Source organism: Prochlorococcus marinus str. MIT 9401 (assembly GCF_000760095.1).
In the GTDB taxonomy this organism is placed as follows: domain Bacteria; phylum Cyanobacteriota; class Cyanobacteriia; order PCC-6307; family Cyanobiaceae; genus Prochlorococcus_A; species Prochlorococcus_A marinus_I.
Genome location: NZ_JNAR01000016.1, coordinates 1 through 15,326 on the forward strand (window position 1 = coordinate 1; position 15,326 = coordinate 15,326).

The window sequence follows — 15,326 nt, forward strand, 5'->3', positions numbered from 1 at the left end:
ATTAGATTAAATTTTTAGCATGTACTAAAATATAAATAGAATAAGATATTTTATGAAAATATTAGGTTTAAATTCACCTGAAATATTCATAATTTTAGTAGTTTTGCTTTCAATTTTAGGTCCAAAAAGAATTGAAAAAGGTTTCTCGTTATTCAAAAAACTATTAAAATTCCTTTTAGGTAAAAATGAAGATCAAAGCTTATCAAATTCAGAAGTAAAGGCAGAGGAAGCAGAAGAAACTGAAGTTAAAGAAGAAATAGTAGAGTCAGAAGTAAAGGCAGAGGAAGCAGAAGAAACTGAAGTTAAAGAAGAAATAGTAGAGTCAGAAGTAAAGGCAGAGGAAGCAGAAGAAACTGAAGTTAAAGAAGAAATAGTAGAGTCAGAAGTAAAGGCAGAGGAAGCAGAAGAAACTGAAGTTAAAGAAGAAATAGTAGAGCCAGAGGTAAATTCAATTAAACCTAAAAAAGGAGCTGTTAAAGATGAAATAATAGACGTAGAAGTTGATTCTGATATTCAGTAGGATATTAAATTAAATTATCTATTAATAGATAGGCTTGAATACTAAAATAGAATTTTTAGATTAATTTGGTTATTTTTTAATTAAATATAGAGAGTCTTTATTCTTAATATTTCAATTTGAATTACAAAAAGGTAGTTATGAATCTAAAGCTACTTCGATAGCTGCTATTAAGTTTTCGTCAAACGGTTTAACACCTGGCTTGAATCTTGCAATTACTTTACTATCTTTCCCTATCAGAAACTTCTCGAAATTCCATTCAACATCTCCTTCAGGTTCAACTTTGTTAAGGGTTGTGTATGGTTCTGTGGTGTTACCTTTTGCATGAACTTTTTCATAGATTTCAAATTTAACTCCATATTTTGTTGAGCAAAAATCTTTTATTTCTGAAAGCGAGTCGGGTTCTTGTTTTCCGAAATCATTACATGGGAATGCAAGTATTCTTAGGCCTTTTCTAGAATATAAATCATGTAGCTTTTGGAGATCCTCATACTGAGCAGTATTTCCGCAATAACTAGCTACATTAACAATTAAGATTACTTCCCCTGAATATTCACCTAGTTTTATGGGTGATCCGTCTGAGGAAACAACAGTAGTATTTTGTACGTCAACTTGCATGTCAAAAAAAAATCACCCTTTGAAGATAGCATTGTATAGGATTTATTGTGTTTAATTTATATGGTAGTTTTGGTTATTTCTTTTACAAGTTTTAATTTTTCATTTATTTAACCCTTTATAATTAATATTATTAATCAGTTTAAATTTGGACCCTTTAGACCCACTCACTGAAATTATTAATTCAGGTCAAGGTTTTTCACCTGCAATTGCTTTAGAAAGAATTATTTGGGCAATGATTGGAATCTTTTTTTTAGGAGCAATTTCAAGATCAATAACTAATAGCATGCGAAGTCAAAATTGGTTTGGTAGATATTTTTTATTTGGTTATTCTAAAGATAAAAAAATTACAGATAATACATCTTCATCTTCTGGTGATGACGAATAGGTTTTATATATATGAAAGAATCAATTTTTTCTAAAAAAAGAATTTTATTGCTTGGTAGTGGAGAGCTTGGAAAAGAATTAGTAATAGAATCCAAAAGATTAGGATTAGAAGTTATTGCAATTGATCGATATGAAAATGCACCTGCAATGCAAGTTGCTGATTATTCAAGAGCAATTGATATGGGAGATAAAAATATTTTAAAAAATGTCATAAAAGAATTTAAGCCTGACTATGTTGTCCCAGAAATAGAGGCACTTTCAATTGAAGCCCTAAAAGAACTTGAGGATGAAGGATTCAATATTGTTCCCAACGCCAGAACTGTAGAAATTACAATGAATAGAGATAAAATTAGAGACTTAGCTTCTAGAGATTTAAAAATTAAAACTGCAAAGTTTGATTATATTTTTGAATTTGATGATTTAGAAAAAAAAGCAGATGAAATTGGATTTCCACTTTTACTTAAGCCTTTAATGAGCTCTTCAGGAAAAGGGCAGAGTTTGGTTGAAACAAAAAATGATTTAAAAAATGCTTGGAAACAAGCACAAGCAAATTCAAGAGGAAAGGTTAAAGGTGTAATTATTGAAGAATTTATTAATTTTGATTTTGAGTTTACACTTCTAACTGTAAGAAAAGAGAATGGTGAAAATATTTTTTGTTTACCAATTGGACATCTTCAATCTAATGGAGACTATCAATGTAGCTGGCAACCTTTAGAGATCAAGGAGTCCTTAATTATTGAAGCTAAGAAAATGACAAGTAGAATATTAAATAACCTTAATGGAGCTGGATTATACGGGGTAGAGTTTTTCATAAGAGGAAGTGAAGTTATATTTTCAGAATTATCTCCAAGACCACACGACACTGGTATGGTTACATTAGTCAGTCAAAATATTAATGAATTTGAATTACATTTAAGGGCTTTTTTAAATTTACCAATACCGGATATAAATCTAATAGAACCCTCTGCAACCAGAGTTATACTTTCGAATCAAGAGTATCTAAATCCTATTTATGAGGGTCTCAATGAAGCATTAAAATTTCAAAAGACTAAAGTGCTAATATTTGGCAAACCAGTTTCCAGAAAAGGCAGAAGAATGGGTATTGTTCTCTCATCAAATTCTGACATTAATTTGGCTAGAAAAAATGCAGATGAAGCTGCTCGTAAAATAAGAGTCAGTACTAAATAAACAGTAAATAAAAATAACGAAAAAAAAATACTTATTTCCTTTGTTTTTGTTCTAGGTCTTTCTGAGTATTATTTGAGTATGTTCTTTATTTTACAATGATAGAAAATTATAAAGGTTGGGACATAACTTTAAATTGGGAAAATAAAGATTATCTAGGGAGGGAAACTACTAAAAGTAAATTTTTTAATCAAAATGAAAAATGGATTGGTATTCACTTAAATGGTGAAAAAATCTATGGTTCTTCTCTAAAAGAAATTAGGCATATTATTGATTATCCTAGTTTGCATTCAAAGTAGGTTAAAAGATTTTCTTAATTATCCTGATTATTTTCATTATCTTCAATTAATTCATTAGCAAGTTTTCTTAAATCTCCCTTGATCGAGACCCATGTAAAGGCGATTATAAAAATTGAAGAAGATATTGCAACGGTGATTGTTTCGAAAGGGGACATTCCAAGTGCAATAGCAAACATTTTAAACCAAAAACTAATTTTTTATTATATTAACTTTTTTTAAATAGTTAGAGTCAAATTTTTTTTTGCAATGATATTTAATTATTCAAAATTTAAAAAATAAAATCTAAATTACTTTTTTATTTATTGTTTCTAAATTCAATTTTATTCAGTAAGATTAAATTATGGAAAAAAAAAAGTGCCCCCAATGTAAAAATTTAATTTTAAAAACTTCCCCAACATGTTTATATTGTGGCAGACCTAATAAATTTATAACAAAGGAATACGTAAATAAAAAGTGGTATAAAGATAATAATAAAAGTGTATTTGATTATATTTTTATTAATAAGTATCTTGTATTTATTTTATTTTTAATATTTACAACTGTTATTGTTATTTTATTTAAATAACATCAATTAATCACTCTATTATTGCATCTAATACTTCTTTAGTATTTGTTGATAGTTTATTTTTTTTTATTTGTTTTATTGCCTCTACCATATTACTTTTGTAAGGGTCTAAATAATAATTGTATCTACTAAATACCTTTACAAAACGAGAAATTACGATGGGATTTAATTTATCAAAGTCAATTATTTTTTTTGCAATATATTTATAACCAGAACCATCAATCGCATGAAAAGTACTATTTCTAGTTACGAAAGTATTTAATATAGCCCTTAAAGTGTTTGGTGATTTTGAATCAAAAAACTTATTATCAAATAATTTTTCAATGTTGTTTGTTTTTTTATCAATTTCTATAGATGCATTGAATGAGAACCAACTATCCAAAACGACACTATTATTTTTCCATTTGTTGAAGAATATATTTGAAATAATTTTTCTTTCAGGACAATTAATTCTACTGAAAGAATTCAATGCAGCTTTTGCTAGCGTCATCGAATTACTATCTACATAATTAATTATTTTGCATTTAATTTCCTCATCATTACTGTGCAAGAGTAGTTTCCAAATAGTTTCGATTAGTTTTCTTTCATTTTTTCCTTCTGGCCAAACTTTATTAATATTTTTCTCTATTTCTTGGAGCTTAAAATATAATTCTTTCTTTAATTTGGTGCCGAATAAATGATTTAATTCGTCAACAGTTTTATATATCTTTAGAGGGTCTATATTTTCCATCTCTGATTCAATTTCAGCAAATGTCGGAATACTTAATAATTCTGATAAAAGAGACAAATTTATATCTTTATTTTTTATAAATGATAATAATGTGCTTATTAATTTATTTTCAACTTTGTGATCTGGCTTTTCATTTAATCTGCTTAAAATGATTTTTTTAAATAATTCTCTTACAGTATTAGATAGTGTAAAAAAATCTTTTTCATATTTTAAGATTAAAAATTTTTCATCCAAGGTAGTGTCAGATTCCCACTCAACTGGTGAAGAGAATTCGCGAAAATAAGTTACAAAAGGGATTTGGAGGTCAGATCTAACATTCCTAAAATTAAATTCCTGTTTTTTTGTTTTTAAAACAACTGTTTTTTCTATTGATTTATTGTCTCCGACAAATATAGAAAGATTTATAGGAATTATTAGAGGCAACTCATTAAATGGGTTCTTCTTTATTGGATTACTTTGAGAGGCTTGAATTATGAGTTTTTCGTCTTTTTGATCCCAGATTCTCTTAAATTTAACTTTTGGAGTGCCATTTTGCTTGTACCAGACTTTAAATTCTTCAGGATCGATTTCCTTATTATGCTCTAAAATTTTATCGACAAATTGGTCTATTGTTGCTGCCTTCCCATCATATGTTGTGATGTAATTACTAAATCCTTTAAAGAAATTTTCATCTTTTACAAGCTTTTTAAGCATTCTAATTATTTCTGATCCTTTTTCGTATATCGTGGTCGTGTAGAAATTGTCTATTTCTTGGTACCTCTCTGGCATTACAGGATGCGATGTTGGACCAGAATCCTCTCTAAATTGATATCTTCTAAGAAATTTTGAATCCTCAAGTCTTTTGATTTCATGATTATGAAGGTCTGCTGTGAATTCTTGATCTCTGAATACTGTTAAACCCTCTTTAAGAGATAATTGAAACCAATCCCTACAGGTCACTCTATTACCCGTCCAATTATGGAAGTATTCATGGGCGATCACACCCTCTATTCTCTCTAATTCCTCATCAGTTGTTGTTTCAGAATTAGCGAGAATTAGTTTTGAGTTGAAAATATTGAGACTTTTATTTTCCATTGCTCCCATATTAAAGTGCCTAATTGCAACTATATTGAACAATGATAAATCGTATTCAAGGTTATATTTATCTTCGTCCCATCTCATAGATTTCTTTAAAGAACTTATTGCATGTTGGACATATTTTTCATCGCCATACTCAACATAAATATTTATTTTTACTTTTTTATTCGATTTTGTTATGAAATTATCTTTTACACAATTAAGTTTACCCGCTACCAATGCAAATAGATATGAGGGTTTTGGATATGGGTCTTCCCAAATTATTTCATGTCGATTATTTGTAAGATCATTCTCTTTTACGATGTTACCATTTGAGAGTAAAACAGGATAATCATTCTTGTCGGCCTCAATTCTAACAGTGTATTTGCTTAGAATATCAGGCCTATCAGAGTGAAAACTTATTCTTCTAAATCCCTCTGCCTCACATTGCGTAGTAATAATTCCATTACTTTCATACATTCCTAAAAGGGATGTATTTTCCTTTGGTTTAATTATTCCTTTTATTTTTAATAAAAAATTATCTTTATTTATATTTTTAATTTTTAAGTTATTTTTTTGCTGTTTGTAGTTTTCCTCTTCTAGTAGTGAGTCATCTATAAAAATTTTTTTTATTAATATTTCCGAACCATCAAGAATTAGATTTCTGGTATTCTTATTTTTTTTTACCAATTTTAGTTTCGTTGTAACATCTACAGCATTTTTCTTAATTACGAAGTCCAAAAAGATTTCTGGAATTTCATAATCAAAAACTTCGTAATCTTTAAGTTTTACATATCTTGAAATACTTTTTTGGTTTATTGGAATGTTCATCTTTACAAAAAGTCAGAAGTTAAGAAATCTGGAATATTTATTTTGAAATTATAAGTTAGATCTTTTATCTTCTGATTGACAGAAATGTGCTTTAACTTTTCCTGAAGGAAGTAATTCGTATAAAGAAGGATTATTAATATCAGGCGACCCGTCCTTATTAAATTGGTATCTCCAGTCCCATTTTTTATCTGTAAAGGAAATATAATCTTTTCTTAGCGAATATGGAAGCATAAGCTTTTTTTTCTTCCAATTAATATTTATAAATGCTCCTGGCTTTAACTCCGAAATCTTTTCTACTATGGAAAAGTCACCATTAAAATTATTTCTCATCACAAGATTAAGCTTAGAATTTTCACAAACATAGCTAATATTTAAAGTTAATAAAAGTATTGAAGTAATAAAAAATGAATGAATTTTTTGAGCTCCTTTAAAGTAGATTTGCTTTCAAGCTAAATGACTTAATTAAAGATCTTTTTAGATCAAATCATAATAGATTGCATACTCTTTAGAGCGACAAGATTACAATTTAATTCCTCGTCATAATCTTGAACTGAAATAAAATTATTTAGAAAACCTGAATATTTCGCATCTCCGCCTATGGTGCTTGAAAGTATATATTTTGGATTGAATTTGTTAATCAATTTAGGGATTACATCAGCACCTTTTACAAAAGAACCTACTAAGGGTAATTCTAAATTTTTTGTAGGAGTAATAACGGCATCAAGACTTTGCTTGTTTAAATTTTCATCAAGATATCCATGGGGTTCTATATAAAACCCATTATCTTGATCGTCTTTAACAATATATCCGTTTTCTATTTGTGGAACTGGAGCACCAGCAGTGGCTTCAAAACTTAAATTTAAATGATTTGTCTTTTGAGTTGGCTTAAGCACTTTAATTGAACTAAAACCAATTTTTTTTAATGTTTCAAAAGCACTTTTAGGGCAAATTATAGGAATATCACTTCTGAACATTTCTAATGTTGGAACATGACAGTGGTCAGGTAATCCTTGGGTTAACAAGATAATATCAATTTTTTTATCTATTGAAATTTCTTCTTCTAATGATCCTTTAAAAAACCACTCACCTGGAGGAAATATTAAATCCCCTTTGAGCCAAGGATCAATGATTAAATTAGTTTTTTTAAATTTTATAAGCCAACCATTTGAACCAAGGTAGGTAGCTTCAAAAGTCATTATCAATTAATTGCTTTATTAGACTATAAGGTAATTTTTGCTTTATCGAGATATTACAAATTTAAATTAGTTCGCTTCATTTAAGATTTGAAATGACTTTCTTTTCAGATTAAATATTAAAACTTGTTTATCTTTATAATTAATCTCAAGGTTTTCTTTTTCTAGCATTTGTATTGGTATTAGAGCTAATCCACCTGTTCCTGAAAATATGATTGGCATGGTGCTATTTTTAGCCCCATACATTTTTTGTAAGTCAATTGCTTGAGAAACTATTTTTCTGGCCTTATCAAATCCGTAGTCTTCTATTAATTCAGGCCATAAAAAATTAACTAATTCATATTTCGAAAACTCAATTTGTACTGTTTTCATTAAAAATTAATAGATATATAGTGATTAATTAATTACGATATTTACTTAATTGCTATTTTTAAACCTATCCATTACTAGTTGCAACATATCCACTACATCACCATCAGTTAAATTTAAATCCTTCTTTAAATCATTGCAAGTTAAATTCATTTCAAGTGCCGCTTCAGCCATATGATTAACTTTTTGGTTATCACCGCCCAATGAAATAAAGGGATTGAAGTTTTCTATCATTTAATACTTGTTGTTACCACTTAGTTCTAGCTAAGAAATAATTAATTATCATTTATTGATACAGAAGCTTATAAATATGTTATTTAATATTTAGAAAGTTTTTATTTTTAAACTAGTGATGTTGATATACCTTTTGATATCAATGCGAATCTTCTGGCTCTGACTAGTAAAGGAAATATCAAATTTGTTCGTTTATTTGATTTAAACACTCTTGAAAGTAACAAAAGTAAACTACTTGAGGGATTATTTATCTGTTTGCAAATAGTATTGATTGCATCTGCCCCATGAAAGATATCTTCATCTTTCAGTAGAATAGCTCCTTTATCTAAGTCATAACCTCTATCAAGGAGGGATTTAATTAGAGTTAAATTTTTACGACCATCAATAATTTTAATATTATTTATCTTGCTTTTAATCTCAAGTAGCTCAGCAAAATGATTGCAGAATGGGCATTTCCCATCATAAATAAAGATATAGTTGGAAGTCATTAGAAAAAAACAGTTTTGATGGTCTTAATAAAGTGCGCCAACAAAATAATAATTCATCGATAATAGAATAAATAATTTAATTTTTGTGGATTTCTCATATAGGGGATAGTTAAACGATTCCAACAATTACGAAGAAATGTCTCAATATAGGTATATTTTTCATAAAAATCTGTATGCTAACTCGGAGATATTGTTTTAAATCATGTATTTATTAGCTTCTTTTGCTTTAGGTGGTTTCAATCCATGGGCAGCAGGCTTTGGAATTGGTTCTTTAGTCCTTTTTGGCCTTGTAGGTCTTGTAGCAGGTCCAAACCTAAAGAATTTTGACCCTGATGCATAAATCATCATATTTAATATTGATTTAAAAGACTCATTTGAGTCTTTTTTTATGCGGTTTTTTAAATTTATTTTTAGAATAAATTCAAATAAAATCTCGCCAAAGAAATGTTGTTAAATCCTTTTTATCCATTTGCTTTTTTGAAAATCTCTTCTCTTAAAGCCACTATTGTTTTTTTATCAATACTTTTAATCAAATCAAATTTGCTTAGGTTAAAAGGGGGCCTAATAGGTGGTCTTTTTGCCTTGATACTCATATCGGGGATTTTTGCCTCTAGTACCATAGCTATAGGATCTTTATTTTATGCCTATCGATTAAAGAAGAAATCTAATTCTGATGATAATCAAATACAGGATTTAGAAACTGTTAATGTTTAAGATGTTTTGTGAATCAAACTCAGTTTGATAACTTAAAATGGAGTTCCCGGTACAAAGTGTAAAACTAAAAATCCAAAACCGGCAGCAAAAACTATTGATACTGCGATTATTAAAAGGCCCGATGCCATCCCCCCTTCGTTAAACGCCATTTAGTTAGTTATTTTTAAATTAATAATAAAACATATTTGTTCCCAGGTAATAGTTCTAATTACTCATTTATCACCCAAATTTATTATTAATGGTGAATAAAAGTAAAAAAATGGAAGTTAATGAGATGATAAAACCAAATACTATTAATGGTTTAGATTTGACGTTTTCCTCCTTCTCAAGCTTATTTTTTGAAGAAGGAAAATTATTATCTTTTTTTTTATAAATAAGATTGGGAAAAGGTTTAATCACGATAAATTTTAGATTTAAGTTAGTTACCCTAAAGTTTTGAACAAATCTTTATGGTAATCAACAATATTTTGACAACTTATTACAGGTGTAAATTCCATATGAATTCCAAATTTGGCTCTCCATGGAGCAAAATGGTCGAAAATTTCTTTATCACTCTCTGCCTTACATAGACAAACTACTCTACCCTCCCCTGGAGCATGAACTCTAAATAACATCTCAAATTTATCTGTTTTATCTGATTTTGCAATTTCACCGTTTTCCCAAGCTTCTACAAATAGTTGATAAGCTTTCACTTGATTCTCAATATCTGGGAATTGGCAGTCAGCAAGAAATAATTGCATTGGAATAATCTTAAGATTTAACTCATTATCCCTCAAATACTTATTTATTAATGGGACTGTTTGAATTTGAAGATCAGAAAAATAATATTTTCCTAAATAAAATGAGAAGAGAGAGTCTCAAGGAATTTTCCAATATCTTTTTTATATAAACTATCTGTGATTTTTAAAGAGAATAATTCATAATCATTTATTTTTTTTTCTTTATCAAAATTAATATTTCCCTTTAATGAAATATTTTTCATGATTTTATTGTGCACTATTTAAAATTTAAACAAATATGAGTAAAAGACAAATTTATTTACATTATGTTTTTTATGAGAGAAATTTTTAAGGCTATTAGATAATAAATAATTTATTTAAGAGTTAATTAATTTTCCTAGGATATATAAGAAAGAATTAGTTAAAGAAAAAATTACAGTCAATAGAGATGCAATAACGGGTAATAAATTGAACCACAATTCCGAAGTTGTCATTTTTGAATGAATAGGCAGAAAATTAGTTCTTTTTTTAATTCTTATTTGTAACCAAAAAATAGATAGTGGATAAATAATTCTTGAGAAATTAATTATCAATGAAGGCAAAATACTTTGTTTTGAATAAAGTATAAATCCTGAAAAAAAATATAACGCCCAAATTAGAACCCTTTGAATCAGAATTAATCCCTTGCTTTTGCCAGACATTATAAATTAATTAATTTTTATAGTTTTAGCCATTTTATATCTTTCAAAATAAATGTTATTTATAATAACTATTTCTTTACGAAAAATTTTCCATTGATTTTTTAGGAATAATTCATAACTTATTAAGCTCGCTTCAGTATAAAGAGAATCTAAACCTTCTTTCTTTGCTTCATCTTCTAATTTATGAAGTAACTTAGATCCGTAACCTTTTCTTTGGAATTTACCTCTACAGTAAAATAGCGCAATTCTATCGTTGGGATATCTTGTAGCAAAAGCAATAATAATTCCTTGTTTACTTATAAGCCATCCTTTTCCTTTAATTATTGATTTTTCAAAATTTGGGTTGTTCCAAGCTTGGCTTGACCAGGCTCTCTTTTGTTCTTGACTATATATTTTTTCATCTAAGTATTGAATTGAATCAAAATAAACCTTCTTTAATTCCAGTTGATCTTTAATGGTAATTTGTCTTAAATTCATATACAAATCTTTTATTTAATATGCCTACTAAAAATATAGTCGCAATTGGGGGAGGAGGGTTTGGACGTTCATTAGGCTCTCTTGAAATTGAAAAATATATAGTTTCTTTAAGTAATAAAAAAAGACCTAAAATTTGCTTTATTCCAACGGCTTCTGGAGATAGTAGTTTGTACAAACTAAATTTTTATAGAGCATTTTCTAAACTTGATTGTATAACAAGCCATATTGATTTCTTCTCTAGAACAGAAAATTTAGAAGATAAAGTTTTGACACAAGACATTATTTATGTTGGCGGAGGAAATACAAAAAGTATGTTAGCTGTTTGGAAAGAATGGAATTTACATAAAATTTTGCGAAATGCTTATGAAAAAGGAATTATAATGAGTGGTGTAAGTGCTGGGGCTATTTGTTGGTTTGATAAAGGTATAACTGATTCTTATGCTAAAGAGTTAGCCATAATTGATTGTTTAGGCATAGTTGAAGGTATTGCCTGCCCTCATTTCGATGAAGAGAAAGATAGGGAACCTTACGTTTATGATGTTATTCAGAGGGAAATTATTGAATCTTGTATATGTATAGAGGGCAATTGTGCCTTACATATTAAAAATGATTTTGACTATTCCTCAATTGATTTTGGTGATGGTAGAAACTGCTTTAGAGTCACAAGTGAAAATAATCTTGTAAAGAAAGAAATTCTTTGAAAAGTAGATATTTTTATATACTTTAACTTTAGATCTCATCATTCTTAGAGATAGAAGTAAATTCAATACCTTTGTATTTCACGAAAGATGCAGTCCATACTTCTTTTGAGAGATTGCCTAGATATTTTAGAAACTGTTGTGTATCTCCATCTCTTATCCATTCAGATTTAATGAATGGAAGTTCTTTCTGCATTCTTTTAGGATGCATATGAACAAGGAGCAAGGCTTTTTCTTCAGAAGCCCTTTTTAAAGCACCTTCATCACTCCTTTGAAACACTCTCATTAGAAGATTTAAAATTACCTCTTCTCCAAGTTTCTTGAAATTTTCTGATTCCTCTAAATTATCTTTAATTTCTTTACCTCCAAGAGGCATTGCTCTAACTAGGTTTTGCTCTATTAAAGCTATTGCAATTAGATAATCTTGGCTAGCCATATTCTAAAATAATACTTTTTTGTTATTCTAACCTCTCGAGTTCGTGAAAATCTTTTATGGACTAAATATATGCGATAAGAAGAGAGGAAATAATTTATTAATTCTTTTCCAATACAATTGAACTATTGTTTTTTTATTTAATTAATAAAATTAAAAATTTATTTGTTATGAGGTTTTTTTTATTTTTATTTTTAGGGATTTTTGCAGGTCTTTATTTATCATGGCCCGGTTTTGTAATACCAGGAAATTGGAAATGTTTTAATCAAATTATTACAAAATCCGCAGAAGATAAAATTTCTTTAAAAGCTGTATTAGAGATTTCCCCCAGTTATTTTCTAAAGGCTAAGAATAAAAAGACGACTTCCAAAATAAGAATCGTAGCAGACGCGTGTTTTCGTTAATATGTTGAGTGATTAAATATGACTACTAAATAATGAACAATAATATAAGATTTGAATTATCATTTAAAAATTTTTCTCAGTTAGACAATAAACTTAATTTCTGCAAATTAAATAATATAAAAAATATCAATATTCCATGTAAAGGACTTATAAAGAAGGATTTGTTTAATTCAACTATTAAACATATATCTAAAGAATATAATGAATTTAATGTTACCTATCACTATAGTCTTTATCATCAATATTCAAAAAACAAAGAAAAATCGTACAAGGATTTTTTAGATTTTGTTAAAAGTTCTCAGACTAATAAAAACTATGAAATTCTCCTTGTATCAGGATCAAATAAGAAAAAAAACTTTGACTCAGTTGATGTATTAGCTTATTTAAAAAAAGAAAAAAATTTAAAAGTTAAATTGGGTATAGCTTACAATCCATATTTGAAAAAATACTATAATATTTCTTCAGAAAGAGAAAGGTTCGAAAGAAAAATTTCGACTGGATTAATAAATTCAATTTGGTTGCAATATGGTACAGATATTAAAGTTCTTCAGAGTGAGGTGACTTATCTTAAAAACTTAGCAAAAGAAGAAAAATTAAATTTATATGGAAGTTTATTTATTCCTTCTAAACAATTTATAGCACGGTTTAAATTTCGTCCTTGGAAAGAGGTGTATATCTCTAAAAAGTGCTTATATGCCTTGGAGAATTTTTTTGATTTCACAAACGATTTAGTTAGTTTTTATAAAAAAAATAATATTACACCTTTAATTGAGTCTGATTTTTCATCATCAGAGAAACTTGATTCTGTTTATGGTTTTTTAGAAAATGAAAGATAATTTTTGTCAATAGGTAATTATGAAAAGTGCTTTTACATATGACTTAGTAATAATAGGTGGAGGAATATCAGCGTGTGTCTTTGCCTCAAGGTATCTGAAAAATAATATTACAAAAAAAATTGCATTAATTGAAATTGGTCGCGGACTTGGAGGGAGATCAAGTACAAGAATAAGCAAAAGATTTAAAGGATGGAAACTAAACCACGGGGCTCCTAATTTTAATATATCTAACAGTAAAAATAATCTTCTATTAAAAAGTTATATTGATGAATTATTGGAAAATAAATTTATTAAAATTGACGACTCTGATACATTTTTTCTAAATAAAGATTTAAATTCAGAAACACAAAAAATATCTAAATTTTCTTGCGGAATTAATTATCTATCTTTAGATTCTATGAGTCAATTATCTCAAAAAATAATTAAGTCTAATAATTTAAAGGGAAAAATTGATTTTTACTTTGAAACTTTAATAGTTGATTTGAAGTTTGATGATAATGAATGGGTAATAACATCAAAAAATGGTGACACATTTAAATCTAATTATCTTATTTGTTCAACCAATTTGTTATTGCATAAAAGGTCATTAAAAATATTGGATACAAATCAAATTCCATTAAGAAAAGCTATTCCTATAAATAATGACAAAAAAATAGATTCACTATTAAATTTTTTAGAAGAACAATCATTTATTCCTAGGTTAACTTTCTTAATTTATACAAATGAAAATTATAGTTTTAAAGATTTTTATTCTAAAAAACAAAGGTATTTTTATTTAAGAAAAAATTTAGAAAATAAATATAAATTTGAACGAATTATTTTTCAACTGCAAGATAACAACAAATTAGGAATCGTAGTACATTCCAAAGATATAGATTTTATAAATTCTTATATAAATTCAAAAGATGAAGAAGTTTTTAAACAAAAAATAATTACAAATTTCAATAAACTGTTTGAAGAGAATTCTGTAATAAATAAATTATCTTTAGATGTAAAAATCTCTATTATGAAATGGAGAGCTTCACAGCCTTCTGGCATGGCTGTTCCATTATCCTTGCAATTTAGCAGGAAATATAGAATTGGATTTTGTGGAGATTGGTTTGCGGGAGATGGATTTGGTAGGATCGAAGGTTCAATTTTTAGTGCTTTAATGTTAGAGAAAAAAATAAATATTTAATTAAATATTTTTTTCAAAATTTCATCTGTGTCACTATTTTTTCTAATAATGAATTTATTTGTATTATTATTTATGCTATTTGGGTAGAATTTTTCGTAATAAATGTCCCAAGATGTTAAAAAATCATTTTTAGCTTGCTTTTTATCCTTCCCTCTTTCTTTTAAATCTCTTTGTAAAACTCTTTTCAAACACTCATTTTTTTTAGTTTTTATTTCTATAAAATAATAATTTTGATTATTTAATTTCTTCGAGATTTCTTTGGCAAAAATACCTTCAACAATTAAAAAACTAATATTATTTGTTTCGTTAAAGACATTTTGGATTGTTTTTTTTTCAAAATTATAATATCTATCATGCATTGAAATTCGATTCTGATAAACAAAATCAAAATCTTTTTTGAATAATTTGTAATTAAAACTTATCCTTTTATCAAAAAAACCCCTTACTAATTTTGATAGAAATTTACTTATTAGCCCTGTTTTATAGTAATTATCTGTACTTAAAACAAAACCATTTTTATTTTTTTTTATTATTTGATTTGATAATGTTGTTTTACCGCTTCCAGAAGGACCACTTATAAATATAAGCTTCATTTTTATAATCTGCTTTTTATTAAGCCTATAACTTTACTATTAATAAATAATCTTACTTTCTTGAAGTACATTTTTTCTTTTCTTTCATTTTTAGACTAATGTTAG

Annotated in this window: 23 protein-coding genes; 10 read left to right on the forward strand and 13 right to left on the reverse strand. The window is 27.3% G+C overall.

Going from position 1 to position 15,326, the window contains the following annotated elements; genetic code table 11:
• The first annotated feature begins 52 nt into the window (after window positions 1-52).
• Window positions 53-520, forward strand: a complete 468-nt coding sequence (locus EV01_RS03320; RefSeq protein ID WP_032523303.1) for a hypothetical protein — start codon at window positions 53-55, stop codon at window positions 518-520.
• Window positions 521-655: 135 nt separating this feature from the next.
• On the opposite strand, the gene EV01_RS03315 is transcribed toward EV01_RS03320, so the two are convergent.
• Complete coding sequence (locus tag EV01_RS03315) at window positions 656-1,135, reverse strand: glutathione peroxidase (RefSeq protein ID WP_032517221.1); 480 nt, start codon at window positions 1,133-1,135, stop codon at window positions 656-658.
• A 145-nt stretch (window positions 1,136-1,280) separates the two neighbouring features.
• On the opposite strand from EV01_RS03315, the gene EV01_RS03310 reads away from it, so the two are divergent.
• The 3 genes from EV01_RS03310 (at window position 1,281) to EV01_RS03300 (ending at window position 3,003) form a co-directional block, all read left to right on the forward strand.
• Window positions 1,281-1,520 carry a hypothetical protein gene (locus EV01_RS03310; RefSeq protein WP_032517220.1) on the forward strand — a complete coding sequence of 80 codons (240 nt, stop codon included), beginning with the start codon at window positions 1,281-1,283 and terminating at the stop codon, window positions 1,518-1,520.
• An 11-nt stretch (window positions 1,521-1,531) separates the two neighbouring features.
• On the forward strand, window positions 1,532-2,707 hold the full coding sequence (gene purT / locus EV01_RS03305; protein ID WP_032517219.1) for a formate-dependent phosphoribosylglycinamide formyltransferase: 1,176 nt from the start codon (window positions 1,532-1,534) through the stop codon (window positions 2,705-2,707).
• Between the two features lie 95 nt (window positions 2,708-2,802).
• Complete coding sequence (locus EV01_RS03300; protein WP_032517218.1) at window positions 2,803-3,003, forward strand: hypothetical protein; 201 nt, start codon at window positions 2,803-2,805, stop codon at window positions 3,001-3,003.
• A gap of 14 nt (window positions 3,004-3,017) precedes the next feature.
• On the opposite strand, the gene EV01_RS03295 is transcribed toward EV01_RS03300, so the two are convergent.
• The 7 genes from EV01_RS03295 to EV01_RS03260 all read right to left on the reverse strand — a co-directional run bounded on the left by EV01_RS03295 (window position 3,018) and on the right by EV01_RS03260 (window position 8,469).
• On the reverse strand, window positions 3,018-3,179 hold the full coding sequence (locus EV01_RS03295; RefSeq protein ID WP_032517217.1) for a hypothetical protein: 162 nt from the start codon (window positions 3,177-3,179) through the stop codon (window positions 3,018-3,020).
• Window positions 3,180-3,578: 399 nt separating this feature from the next.
• On the reverse strand, window positions 3,579-6,185 hold the full coding sequence (gene pepN / locus EV01_RS03285; protein WP_032517215.1) for an aminopeptidase N: 2,607 nt from the start codon (window positions 6,183-6,185) through the stop codon (window positions 3,579-3,581).
• 48 nt (window positions 6,186-6,233) lie between these two features.
• A complete protein-coding gene (locus EV01_RS03280; protein ID WP_241433398.1) occupies window positions 6,234-6,515 on the reverse strand; it encodes a hypothetical protein in 282 nt (93 codons plus the stop codon).
• 149 nt (window positions 6,516-6,664) lie between these two features.
• Window positions 6,665-7,381 (reverse strand): MBL fold metallo-hydrolase, encoded by a 717-nt coding sequence (locus tag EV01_RS03275; RefSeq protein WP_032517213.1) that lies wholly within the window; start codon window positions 7,379-7,381, stop codon window positions 6,665-6,667.
• A 66-nt stretch (window positions 7,382-7,447) separates the two neighbouring features.
• Window positions 7,448-7,750, reverse strand: a complete 303-nt coding sequence (locus EV01_RS03270) for a hypothetical protein (protein WP_032517211.1) — start codon at window positions 7,748-7,750, stop codon at window positions 7,448-7,450.
• Between the two features lie 45 nt (window positions 7,751-7,795).
• A complete protein-coding gene (locus EV01_RS03265) occupies window positions 7,796-7,981 on the reverse strand; it encodes a hypothetical protein (protein WP_011818521.1) in 186 nt (61 codons plus the stop codon).
• Between the two features lie 107 nt (window positions 7,982-8,088).
• On the reverse strand, window positions 8,089-8,469 hold the full coding sequence (locus EV01_RS03260; RefSeq protein ID WP_032517210.1) for a DCC1-like thiol-disulfide oxidoreductase family protein: 381 nt from the start codon (window positions 8,467-8,469) through the stop codon (window positions 8,089-8,091).
• A gap of 202 nt (window positions 8,470-8,671) precedes the next feature.
• On the opposite strand from EV01_RS03260, the gene EV01_RS09835 reads away from it, so the two are divergent.
• Both EV01_RS09835 and EV01_RS0109040 read left to right on the forward strand, forming a co-directional pair.
• Complete coding sequence (locus tag EV01_RS09835) at window positions 8,672-8,809, forward strand: hypothetical protein (RefSeq protein WP_193741386.1); 138 nt, start codon at window positions 8,672-8,674, stop codon at window positions 8,807-8,809.
• A gap of 104 nt (window positions 8,810-8,913) precedes the next feature.
• Complete coding sequence (locus EV01_RS0109040) at window positions 8,914-9,183, forward strand: hypothetical protein (protein ID WP_032517209.1); 270 nt, start codon at window positions 8,914-8,916, stop codon at window positions 9,181-9,183.
• Window positions 9,184-9,605: 422 nt separating this feature from the next.
• Here EV01_RS0109040 and EV01_RS03255 read toward each other — a convergent pair whose 3' ends face one another.
• The 3 genes from EV01_RS03255 to EV01_RS03245 form a co-directional block, all read right to left on the reverse strand.
• Window positions 9,606-9,923, reverse strand: coding sequence for a DUF3303 domain-containing protein (locus EV01_RS03255; RefSeq protein ID WP_032517236.1), 318 nt, complete (start codon window positions 9,921-9,923; stop codon window positions 9,606-9,608).
• Between the two features lie 92 nt (window positions 9,924-10,015).
• Window positions 10,016-10,165: a hypothetical protein gene (locus tag EV01_RS09840; protein ID WP_193741385.1), complete on the reverse strand. Its 150-nt coding sequence runs from the start codon at window positions 10,163-10,165 to the stop codon at window positions 10,016-10,018.
• Between the two features lie 444 nt (window positions 10,166-10,609).
• Entirely contained in the window at window positions 10,610-11,080 is a 471-nt protein-coding gene (locus EV01_RS03245) for a GNAT family N-acetyltransferase (protein ID WP_032517206.1), read from the reverse strand.
• A gap of 20 nt (window positions 11,081-11,100) precedes the next feature.
• Between EV01_RS03245 and EV01_RS03240 the strand changes: the two genes are divergently transcribed.
• The gene (locus EV01_RS03240) at window positions 11,101-11,781 is read left to right on the forward strand and encodes a peptidase E (protein ID WP_032517205.1); all 681 of its coding nucleotides are present in this window, start codon (window positions 11,101-11,103) and stop codon (window positions 11,779-11,781) included.
• A 28-nt stretch (window positions 11,782-11,809) separates the two neighbouring features.
• On the opposite strand, the gene EV01_RS03235 is transcribed toward EV01_RS03240, so the two are convergent.
• Window positions 11,810-12,214 (reverse strand): hypothetical protein, encoded by a 405-nt coding sequence (locus EV01_RS03235; RefSeq protein WP_032517204.1) that lies wholly within the window; start codon window positions 12,212-12,214, stop codon window positions 11,810-11,812.
• 167 nt (window positions 12,215-12,381) lie between these two features.
• On the opposite strand from EV01_RS03235, the gene EV01_RS03230 reads away from it, so the two are divergent.
• Genes EV01_RS03230 through EV01_RS03220 form a run of 3 tightly spaced genes read left to right on the forward strand, consistent with a single transcriptional unit; the run spans window position 12,382 to window position 14,628 of the window.
• Window positions 12,382-12,615, forward strand: a complete 234-nt coding sequence (locus EV01_RS03230) for a hypothetical protein (protein WP_032517203.1) — start codon at window positions 12,382-12,384, stop codon at window positions 12,613-12,615.
• Window positions 12,616-12,647: 32 nt separating this feature from the next.
• Window positions 12,648-13,451, forward strand: a complete 804-nt coding sequence (locus tag EV01_RS03225) for a hypothetical protein (RefSeq protein WP_032517202.1) — start codon at window positions 12,648-12,650, stop codon at window positions 13,449-13,451.
• A gap of 19 nt (window positions 13,452-13,470) precedes the next feature.
• Entirely contained in the window at window positions 13,471-14,628 is a 1,158-nt protein-coding gene (locus EV01_RS03220) for an NAD(P)-binding protein (RefSeq protein ID WP_032518501.1), read from the forward strand.
• On the opposite strand, the gene EV01_RS03215 is transcribed toward EV01_RS03220, so the two are convergent.
• The gene (locus tag EV01_RS03215) at window positions 14,625-15,221 is read right to left on the reverse strand and encodes a uridine kinase family protein (protein ID WP_032517200.1); all 597 of its coding nucleotides are present in this window, start codon (window positions 15,219-15,221) and stop codon (window positions 14,625-14,627) included. The genes EV01_RS03220 and EV01_RS03215 overlap by 4 nt on opposite strands.
• Between the last annotated feature and the right edge of the window lie 105 nt (window positions 15,222-15,326).

Excerpts from the sequence above, each read along its gene's own strand:
- EV01_RS03220 (WP_032518501.1), top strand. The coding sequence starts at position 13,471 with ATGAAAAGTGCTTTTACATATGACTTAGTAATAATAGGTGGAGGAATA.
- EV01_RS03255 (WP_032517236.1), bottom strand. The coding sequence starts at position 9,923 with ATGCAATTATTTCTTGCTGACTGCCAATTCCCAGATATTGAGAATCAA.
- EV01_RS03215 (WP_032517200.1), bottom strand. The coding sequence starts at position 15,221 with ATGAAGCTTATATTTATAAGTGGTCCTTCTGGAAGCGGTAAAACAACA.
- EV01_RS03300 (WP_032517218.1), top strand. The coding sequence starts at position 2,803 with ATGATAGAAAATTATAAAGGTTGGGACATAACTTTAAATTGGGAAAAT.
- EV01_RS09835 (WP_193741386.1), top strand. The coding sequence starts at position 8,672 with ATGTATTTATTAGCTTCTTTTGCTTTAGGTGGTTTCAATCCATGGGCA.
- pepN (WP_032517215.1), bottom strand. The coding sequence starts at position 6,185 with ATGAACATTCCAATAAACCAAAAAAGTATTTCAAGATATGTAAAACTT.
- EV01_RS03315 (WP_032517221.1), bottom strand. The coding sequence starts at position 1,135 with ATGCAAGTTGACGTACAAAATACTACTGTTGTTTCCTCAGACGGATCA.
- EV01_RS09840 (WP_193741385.1), bottom strand. The coding sequence starts at position 10,165 with ATGAAAAATATTTCATTAAAGGGAAATATTAATTTTGATAAAGAAAAA.
- EV01_RS0109040 (WP_032517209.1), top strand. The coding sequence starts at position 8,914 with ATGTTGTTAAATCCTTTTTATCCATTTGCTTTTTTGAAAATCTCTTCT.
- EV01_RS03225 (WP_032517202.1), top strand. The coding sequence starts at position 12,648 with ATGAACAATAATATAAGATTTGAATTATCATTTAAAAATTTTTCTCAG.
- EV01_RS03260 (WP_032517210.1), bottom strand. The coding sequence starts at position 8,469 with ATGACTTCCAACTATATCTTTATTTATGATGGGAAATGCCCATTCTGC.
- EV01_RS03270 (WP_032517211.1), bottom strand. The coding sequence starts at position 7,750 with ATGAAAACAGTACAAATTGAGTTTTCGAAATATGAATTAGTTAATTTT.
- purT (WP_032517219.1), top strand. The coding sequence starts at position 1,532 with ATGAAAGAATCAATTTTTTCTAAAAAAAGAATTTTATTGCTTGGTAGT.
- EV01_RS03320 (WP_032523303.1), top strand. The coding sequence starts at position 53 with ATGAAAATATTAGGTTTAAATTCACCTGAAATATTCATAATTTTAGTA.
- EV01_RS03275 (WP_032517213.1), bottom strand. The coding sequence starts at position 7,381 with ATGACTTTTGAAGCTACCTACCTTGGTTCAAATGGTTGGCTTATAAAA.
- EV01_RS03245 (WP_032517206.1), bottom strand. The coding sequence starts at position 11,080 with ATGAATTTAAGACAAATTACCATTAAAGATCAACTGGAATTAAAGAAG.
- EV01_RS03265 (WP_011818521.1), bottom strand. The coding sequence starts at position 7,981 with ATGATAGAAAACTTCAATCCCTTTATTTCATTGGGCGGTGATAACCAA.
- EV01_RS03235 (WP_032517204.1), bottom strand. The coding sequence starts at position 12,214 with ATGGCTAGCCAAGATTATCTAATTGCAATAGCTTTAATAGAGCAAAAC.
- EV01_RS03240 (WP_032517205.1), top strand. The coding sequence starts at position 11,101 with ATGCCTACTAAAAATATAGTCGCAATTGGGGGAGGAGGGTTTGGACGT.
- EV01_RS03280 (WP_241433398.1), bottom strand. The coding sequence starts at position 6,515 with ATGAGAAATAATTTTAATGGTGACTTTTCCATAGTAGAAAAGATTTCG.
- EV01_RS03295 (WP_032517217.1), bottom strand. The coding sequence starts at position 3,179 with ATGTTTGCTATTGCACTTGGAATGTCCCCTTTCGAAACAATCACCGTT.
- EV01_RS03230 (WP_032517203.1), top strand. The coding sequence starts at position 12,382 with ATGAGGTTTTTTTTATTTTTATTTTTAGGGATTTTTGCAGGTCTTTAT.